We start from the raw sequence: 8171 nt of genomic DNA on the forward strand, positions 1-8171 counted from the left end.
GGCAGCGCCTCCAGCCGTTCGGCGCGCAGGCCCGTGCGAACGGTGGGCAGCTTGGCGGCCAGCCGGATGGGCAGCTGGCCCATGCCGCCTTCGGGTACCACCATGTGGCTCACGCCGCTCTTGCGGATGCCGTTCACCAGGCTGCCCGTGGCCTCCCACTGGCGCAGCTTGGGGATGGCATCAACCGACAGGATTTCGGGCGGCGCGGCCAGCACGCCCGCCACCATGGCCGGCAGCAGCTCCGTGGCCACGCCCCTGCCCAGCCGGCGAGTGATGAAGGCGCTGAGCCCCTCTTCGGGTTCCGCGGCCCGCACGGGCTGGAAGGGCTCCAGCACCATGCGCAGCTTTGCGCCCAGCGACATCAGGGGCGAGAACATCAGGGCCGGCGGCGAGGCGGGCACGGGAATGAGGCGCCCGCCCTTCCCCACCCAGCGGGCTCCGGTGCCCGGAGACTTGAAGGGGAGCTCGATGGTTGTGAAAAGGCGATCGACCGCGGTGCCTTTCTGCCACAGCACACCCTGGGGGCCGGTCTCGACGTGGCCGCCCTCCCAGGGCAGCGTCTTCATCCAGCCGCCCACACTGGCGCCGGCCTCCCACACCTCCACGGCCTCGCCGCGCTGCTGCAGGTGCCAGGCCGCGGCCAGGCCCGTGACGCCTCCGCCGAGGATCAAGGTGCTCATGGGAGGATCTCCAGGACGCGCCGGGTGAGGCAGCGGATGTACGAAGGGTCGGTGCCTGGGGGGGCCACGCGGCGGTAGGTGCGGATGCCCGCCTGGTCAGCCACGTGGCGGTACTCGATGTCGAGCTCGTGCAGGGTCTCGATGTGCTCGGTGACGAAGCTGATGGGCACCACGATGACATCCTTGCCGCCCATGGACTCCAGCACGGACTTCAGCGGCGGTTCCAGCCAGCGCACGGGTCCCGTGCGGCTCTGGTAGGCCAGCAGGTACCCGCCGGGCAACTCGCCGATGCGGGTTTTCAGCGCATCGCAGGTGGCGTGAATCTCCTGCTCGTAGGGATCGCCGGCCTCGATCTGCCTCACGGGCAGGCTGTGGGCACTGAAGATCACCGTGGCGCCCGGCAGCTCCTGGAGGGCCTCACGCAGGGGCCGTTCCAGCGCATCCAGGTAGTCCTGATCCGTGGCGTAGTGGTCCACGCCCGGGAGCAGTTCCATGCCGATCTTCGCGGCTTCGAGAGCCAACTCGCGCAGGCTCGAGCCGGTGGTGGCCCGGCAGTCATGGGGGTAGAGCGTCACCGGCACCAACTTGCGGATGCCCTGGCGTTTGAGCGCCTGCAGCAGGCCCTTGGCCCGGGGCGCCGTGCAGCGGAAGCAGAGCTTCACGGCCTCATCCCGACCCGCGGCGCGCAGGGCCGCCCGCAGCGCCGAGGCCTGGAAGGCGCTCTCCTTCAACAAGGGTGAGCCACCCCCGATCTCGGCATAGCGCCCCTTGGCGCTGGGGGCCCGCAGCCGGGCGATGAGCCGGGCCAGTGGCGGCTGTAGCCAGGCCGGCCCCGGCAGCTTGATGAGGTCCCGGTCCCCGAAGAGGGCGGCCAGGAAAGGCTCCACCTGGCCCAAGTTCACGGGGCCGCCGAGGTTGAGGAGGAGAAGGGCCGTGTCGCGCATCGTCCTCCACCTTACGCGAGGGAGCCCGCCACTTTCGTCACGGAAGCCTGGACGCAGCGTGACAGAAGCGGGCATGGACGCGGGACGGGCGGCATCCCATAGACTGTTCCAACACCCGGAGTGCCCATGCCCGTCCCTGCCGCCCTGTCCGCCTTCGCCAGCCTGCCCGATGAGGCCCGGCTCTGGCTGCTGGCCCTGACGCATGACACCGAGGCAACAGTCCTGGCGCCGGAGGTGGAGGCTTTGCTGGGGCGCTGGCGGCACAAGGGCGTGCAGTACCAGGGCGCCTGGACCCTCCTGGAGCGCCGCATCCTCGCCGTGGCGGAACCTACCCTCGCTGCCCAGCCCTCGGGCTGCGCCATCGACGGCATGCTGCGCGGCATCAACCAGCTCACGGCGAAGCTGGGGCTGGCCCTCGAAGATCCCCAGGCCCTGATCGTGCGGCTGGCGGATGGGATCCGCGCCATCCCGCGCAGCGATATCGAAGCGCGGCTGGAAGACGGCACCCTGGACGGCGCCACCCCGGTGCTGGACCTGGCCCTGCTGACCCTGGGCGACCTGCGCCAGGGCCGCTTTGAGCGGCCTCTCGCAGCCACATGGATCGGGCGGAAGTACAAGATTCAGGCCCCGGCTGAGACCGGGGCCTGAATCAGCAAGTCGATGGGTTAGAAGATCGATTCGCCGGGCTTGCGGCGCCAGGCCTCGGAGCGCTTCTGGCCTTCGGCCTTGGGCTTCGCGTCCTTGGCGGCGGCCAGGGTCTGCAGGAGGGAGCCGCCCAGCAGGGAGGCCACGTTCTTGGCCAGGGCCGGGGCGGCGGGCATCACGGGGGCGCTGACAGGGCCGGAAGCGGACTCTTCCACAGGAGCGTTCGCCTTCGCGGTGATCTCCTTCAGGCGCTTCTCGTACCAGACCTTCCGCTTGGGATCGATGACCCGGATGTTCCCGGCCTTCTCACCCTTCTTGAGAACCTTCGGCTTCGGCTTTTCACGGTCTTCCCGCAACACGGAATCAGGTTTTGCGGCTTCTTCAAGGATCTTCGCCAGATTGCCAAGGCCACGCAGGTTCATCATGTGCGGTTGATTCTCCAGAGGGGCCACGGGCCACCGCTCACCAGACTAACGGGAAGTGCTTCATCTACATAGTGTTTTTAGGCACGAGGCGGGGTTTTTTCCGAGCCGTCACACCGGGGATCCTGGGACACTTGCCCCATGGCGACCTCGACGACTGCCCTGAAGGCTCGCCTGGACGGCCTCTGCGCCCGCTACGACACGACCGGGGCCCTCGGGAGCGACCCCCTCAGCGTCGTCCTAGCCTACGAGTCCCCACTGGACCGGGAGGTCGCGGCCTTTGTGGCCGCCCACCTGGCCTATGGGCGGGTGGAGCCCATGATCCGGGCCGTGAGAGGCGTCCTGGCGCCATTGGGCGACCGACCTTCCGAGTGGCTGAGGAACCGCAGTGTCCCGGCGGCGCAGAAGGAACTCACCCGCTCGCTGGCCGCCTGGGCCTGGCGCTTCCACACGGGGCCGGACCTCGTGGCCTGGCTGCTGGCCTGGAAGCAGCTGGATGCCGAGAGCGGCCACGGCCTGGAGGCCCACCTCCTGCCCCGCCTGGGGGAACAGCCGGACGAGGCCCTCTCCCGCCTGGTGCAGCGGCTCCGCGTGGAGCTTCCGGGCTCGTACGGGGCCCGGTTCTCCCTGCCCGATCCCCTCGAGGGCGCTGCCTGCAAGCGCTGGCGCATGTTCCTGCGCTGGATGGTGCGCACCGGGTGGCCCGATCTCGGCCTCTGGACCCGCTACCCCGCCAATGGACTGGTCATCCCCCTGGATACTCACGTGGCCCGCGTGTCGCGGTTCATCGGTCTCAGCCGCCGCGCCACTCCAGACGGGAAGATGGCCCAAGAGATCACCGAAGCCCTGCGCCGCCTCGATCCCGCCGATCCTTTGCGCTACGACTTCGCCCTCAGCCACCTGGGCATCCTGGGCGACTGTCCCGGCGTGCGGAAACGCAGCACTTGTGCAGCGTGTCCGTTGTATTTGGTGTGTCGGGCGGGCTCCAAGCCCACGGCAGGTCCCCTGAGGTAGCTGATGGTTCGCGGCCCTCTAGGCCTCCTCGTAGGCCTTCTCCAGCGCGGCCACGTCCAGCTTCACCATCTCCATCATCGCCGCCATGACCCCCTGGACCTTCCTGGGGTTCCGGTCAGCGATCAGCTCCATGAAGCGCCGGGGGACGATCTGCCAGGTGACACCGAAGGGATCGGTGATCCAGCCGCACTGGGAGGGCGTGGCTCCCGCAGCGATGAGCCGGTCCCAGTACCGGTCGACCTCGGCCTGATCCTCGCAATCCACGAAGAGCGAGAAGCCCTGGGAGAACGTGAAGTACGGCCCGCCGTTGTAGCCCATGAAGGCCTGGCCGCCAACGACGAACTGGGCCGCCGTGATGGCGCCATCCTGGCCAGCGCGCGACAACTGCCTGACCTCTGAATCCGGGAAGGTCGCGGTGTAGAACGCGATCGCAGCCTCGAGCTGATCGTTGAACATCAGGAAGGGGGTCACTTTGGTCATCGTGGGCTCCTGATCGGAAGGCTAGGTTCATCATTCAACTTGTCGAGCCCCTCCTTGGTGGATTCTCGAATCTGCGGGCCAGGATGGTCCGAGCGAGGGCTAGCCGCAGGCGCCGTGCGATCGGCCGCCCTCTGCCGGGCGATCTTCTCAACCACGAATCCGCTGCGCGGCTTCGTGGGCTGTGGCGATTCCTTTTGCTGTCGAACGCGGCATTTAGCCGCGTCCGACTCGCGCTGCGCGCTCCGCGCGAAAGGAGGGCCGGGCTTGCCACGTGCGCGACCTAAGTGGGTCGCGAAGCAGAGCCCGGTGGGCTTTGCGGAGCGGGGACCCACTGGGAGCACAGGCCAGTGCCGACCCGAGAGCACAAGCCGCAGGCGCCGCGCGATCGGTTGGCAAGCCCTGCCCTGACGCGCCAAAGGCGCAAAAGGGCCGGGCTTGCCACGGCACTCGGGGGAACGACTTAGGGCTGCTTCTTCCGACCTGACCCGGTTCATCGCACCCCGATGCATGGGGCCCGGCTTGGTCCCAGCGTAGCCGCGATGGGTCCACGCACACCAGCAGATGGGACCATCGCCGGCTGGCATCTATGCTGAAAGTCCCTGATTTCCGGGGTGTTTTTAAACGATGGAAAAATCCGGTTACGCCCCCTTGACACCCCTACATCTTGGGGCCATCCTTTTCTCCCGGCACAACCCATAGAGGTCACCCCAAAGTCTCCCACCCCCTGGGGAGAGCTTTGTACGCCTCGCGGACAAGCCATGTCTTTCGATCCGTCCTTCTCCACCCTCTGCGCAGGACAGCCACATGAAGATTGCCCGCCATTTCACCAAGGCAGGTCACGATCCCCTGGAAGGAATTCCCTTCGTCCCACGCACCAGCCGCATCTCGAAGCTCGACGGCACGGTGGTTTTCGAGGCCAAGGACGTGATGGTGCCGGAAACCTGGTCCCAGGTGGCGGTGGACATCCTGGCCCAGAAATACTTCCGCCGGAAGGGTATCGATGCCCAGAACAATGGCGAGAAGGACGCTCGGCAGGTGTTCCACCGGCTGGCAGGCTGCTGGCGCCACTGGGGCGAGACGCACCACTACTTCGACACCACCGAGGACGCGCAGGCCTTCTGCGACGAGCTCACCTACATGCTCGCCAACCAGATGTGCGCCCCAAACTCGCCGCAGTGGTTCAACACGGGCCTGCACTACGCCTACGGCATCAGCGGACCGGCGCAGGGCCACAGCTTCGTCAATCCCGTCACTGGCGAGCTCGAGAAGTCCACCTCGGCCTATGAGCGGCCCCAGCCCCATGCCTGCTTCATCCAGAGCGTGGCCGACGACCTCGTGAATGAGGGCGGGATCATGGACCTGTGGACCCGCGAGGCCCGCATCTTCAAGTACGGCTCTGGCACCGGCACCAACTTCTCCAAGGTGCGCGGCTCCGAGGAGCCCCTCTCCGGTGGTGGCCGCAGTTCGGGCCTCATGAGCTTCCTGGCCGTGGGCGACCGCGCTGCCGGCGCCATCAAGAGCGGCGGCACCACGCGCCGCGCGGCGAAGATGGTCTGCCTCGACCTGGACCACCCCGACATCGAGGCCTTCATCGACTGGAAGGTCACCGAGGAGCGCAAGGTGGCGATGCTCGCCGCCGGCAGCGCCCTGGTGCGTCGCCACTGGGACGCCATCTGCAAGTCCGTGGAGGGCTCCACCACCAAGGACGCCGACCCCAAGACCAACGAGACCCTGCGCAAGGCCCTGGCCCGCGCCAAGCGCGAGGGCGTGCCGGCCGCGTTCCTGACGCAGTGCCTGGGCCGCCTGGTCGAGGGCGACTTCTCGCGGGACCTTGCGGGCTACGACACTTCCTGGGATGGCGAGGCATACTACACCGTGGGCGGCATGAACTCCAACAACTCGGTGCGCGTGCCCGACCCTTTCATGCGCGCCCTGGAGATGGACGGCGACTGGGAGCTGCGGCGCCGCATCGATGGCAAGACCTGCAAGAAGCTCCGCGCCAAGGACCTGTGGGAGAAGGTGAACCGCGCCGCCTGGGCCTGCGCCGATCCCGGCATCCAGTTCAACACCACCATCAACGACTGGCACACGTGTCCCGAGGACGGCCCCATCAACGCGAGCAACCCCTGCTCCGAGTACATGTTCCTGGATGACACGGCCTGCAACCTGGCCTCTCTGAACCTGTGCACCTTCCTCACTGAGGACGGCGGCTTCGACCTGGTGGGCTACCGCCACGCCATCCGCCTCTGGACGGTGGTGCTCGAAGTCAGCGTGCTCATGGCCCAGTTCCCCAGCGAGGCCATCGCGCAGCTCAGCTACGACTTCCGCACCCTGGGTCTGGGTTACGCCAACCTGGGCGCCATGCTCATGCGCATGGGCATCCCCTACGACAGTGTGGAAGGCACCCAGTGGTGCGCGGCCCTCACCGCCATCCTCACGGGCGACGCCTATGCCGCCAGCGCCGAGATGGCCCGGGAGTTGGGGCCCTTCCCCGGCTACCAGCGCAACGCCGACCACATGCTGCGGGTCATCCGCAACCACCGTCGCGCCGCCTACAACGCCCCGGCCTCGGAGTACGAGCAGCTCTCCATCCGGCCCCAGGGCCTGCATGGCACTGGCGTGCCCAAGCGCATCGTTGAGGCAGCCCGCGAGAGCTGGGACACGGCGCTCACCTACGGCGAGCAGTGGGGCTTCCGCAACGCCCAGGTGAGCGTGCTGGCGCCCACGGGCACCATCGGTCTGCTCATGGACTGCGACACCACCGGCGTCGAGCCCGACTTCGCCCTGGTGAAGTTCAAGAAGCTGGCCGGCGGCGGCTACTTCAAGCTGGTGAACCGCGCCATCCCCGAGGCCCTGGCCCGCCTGGGCTACAGCCCCAGGCAGATCCAGGAAATCGAGCGGCACGTGGTGGGCTGGCTGCAGATCACCGATGAGACACCCGGCATCACCCGCACGATGTTGAAGGGCGCAGGCTGGGCGGAGGAGGAGATCGCTCTCGTGGAGCAGAAGCTCCCGACCGCCTTCGATCCCGCCTATGCCCTCGACGTGGACCGCCTGAAGGACGCCTTCACTCCCGACCAGGTCGAGTCCTTCCTGCTGGCCCTCAGCGGCTCCATGACTGTGGAAGGCGCGCCCCATCTCAAGGATGAGCACCTGCCCATCTTCGACTGCGCCAACCGCTGTGGCCGCACGGGCCGGCGCTACATCGCCCCCATGGGCCACCTCCGCATGATGGGCGCCGCCCAGCCCTTCCTCAGTGGCGCCATCAGCAAGACCATCAACCTGCCCGCGGAAGCCACCGTGAACGAGATCGGCGGCATCTACGAGGCCAGCTGGCAGCTCATGCTGAAGGCCGTAGCCCTCTACCGCGACGGCTCGAAGATGAGCCAGGCCATGGCCACCAACCTGGACCTGCTGGATGGCGTCGATACCCTCATGGACGACCAGGCCACCAGTACCGAGAAGACGCCCGCCGTGGCCCAGGCCCTCACCAACCAGCTGGTGCGCACCTACCGGCGGCGCATGCCCAACCGCCGCGGCGGCTACACGCAGGCTGTCAGCGTGGGCGGCACCAAGATCTACCTCCGCACCGGCGAATACGAGGACGGCAGCCTCGGTGAGATCTTCCTCGACATCCACCGGGAAGGGGCCGCCCTGCGCGCCATCCTCAACTGCTTCGCCATCGCCGTGAGCATGGGCCTGCAGCACGGGGTGCCCCTCGAGGAGTTCTGCGACGCCTTCCTGTTCACCCGCTTCGAGCCCGGCGGCATGGTGGCGGGCAGCGACACCATCAAGATGAGCACCAGCCTCATCGACTTCGTCTTCCGCGAGCTGGCCATCAGCTACCTGGGCCGCTACGACCTGGCCCACGTGGATGCCGACCAGGTGGTGAATCCCACGACGGGGCTGCGGCCCAACAGCCAGGCCCCCGGCCTCGCCGCCGCCATGCCCAGCCTGCCCACCGGCACGCCCCTGCCCTTCCCCGA

General features: G+C 67.9%; 7 protein-coding genes and 1 other RNA gene. 3 read left to right on the top strand and 5 right to left on the bottom strand.

Annotated features, from left to right (window positions below; translation table 11 throughout):
* On the bottom strand, positions 1 to 680 hold a 680-nt coding region (locus tag WAS25_RS09725), incomplete at its 3' end, for a protoporphyrinogen/coproporphyrinogen oxidase (RefSeq protein ID WP_422311507.1).
* Positions 677 to 1624, bottom strand: coding sequence for a ferrochelatase (gene hemH, locus WAS25_RS09730; RefSeq protein WP_422311509.1), 948 nt, complete (start codon positions 1622 to 1624; stop codon positions 677 to 679). The genes hemH and WAS25_RS09725, both read right to left, overlap by 4 nt.
* Before the next feature lie 126 nt (positions 1625 to 1750).
* Here hemH and WAS25_RS09735 point away from each other — a divergent pair, with 126 nt between their 5' ends.
* On the top strand, positions 1751 to 2272 hold the full coding sequence (locus tag WAS25_RS09735; protein ID WP_422311511.1) for a hypothetical protein: 522 nt from the start codon (positions 1751 to 1753) through the stop codon (positions 2270 to 2272).
* A gap of 17 nt (positions 2273 to 2289) precedes the next feature.
* On the opposite strand, the gene WAS25_RS09740 is transcribed toward WAS25_RS09735, so the two are convergent.
* Positions 2290 to 2694 carry a hypothetical protein gene (locus WAS25_RS09740; RefSeq protein WP_422311513.1) on the bottom strand — a complete coding sequence of 135 codons (405 nt, stop codon included), beginning with the start codon at positions 2692 to 2694 and terminating at the stop codon, positions 2290 to 2292.
* A gap of 138 nt (positions 2695 to 2832) precedes the next feature.
* On the opposite strand from WAS25_RS09740, the gene WAS25_RS09745 reads away from it, so the two are divergent.
* A complete protein-coding gene (locus WAS25_RS09745) occupies positions 2833 to 3705 on the top strand; it encodes a TIGR02757 family protein (protein WP_422311515.1) in 873 nt (290 codons plus the stop codon).
* Positions 3706 to 3723: 18 nt separating this feature from the next.
* Here WAS25_RS09745 and WAS25_RS09750 read toward each other — a convergent pair whose 3' ends face one another.
* Both WAS25_RS09750 and ffs read right to left on the bottom strand, forming a co-directional pair.
* Positions 3724 to 4185 carry a VOC family protein gene (locus WAS25_RS09750; protein ID WP_422311517.1) on the bottom strand — a complete coding sequence of 154 codons (462 nt, stop codon included), beginning with the start codon at positions 4183 to 4185 and terminating at the stop codon, positions 3724 to 3726.
* Between the two features lie 424 nt (positions 4186 to 4609).
* Positions 4610 to 4705, bottom strand: an RNA gene (gene ffs, locus WAS25_RS09755) — signal recognition particle sRNA small type.
* A gap of 284 nt (positions 4706 to 4989) precedes the next feature.
* On the opposite strand from ffs, the gene WAS25_RS09760 reads away from it, so the two are divergent.
* Positions 4990 to 8171 (top strand): adenosylcobalamin-dependent ribonucleoside-diphosphate reductase (locus tag WAS25_RS09760; RefSeq protein WP_422311519.1); only part of this gene is annotated, 3182 nt, incomplete at its 3' end.

The sequence above is a fragment of the Geothrix sp. genome (genome assembly GCF_049292215.1).
GTDB lineage: Bacteria > Acidobacteriota > Holophagae > Holophagales > Holophagaceae > Geothrix.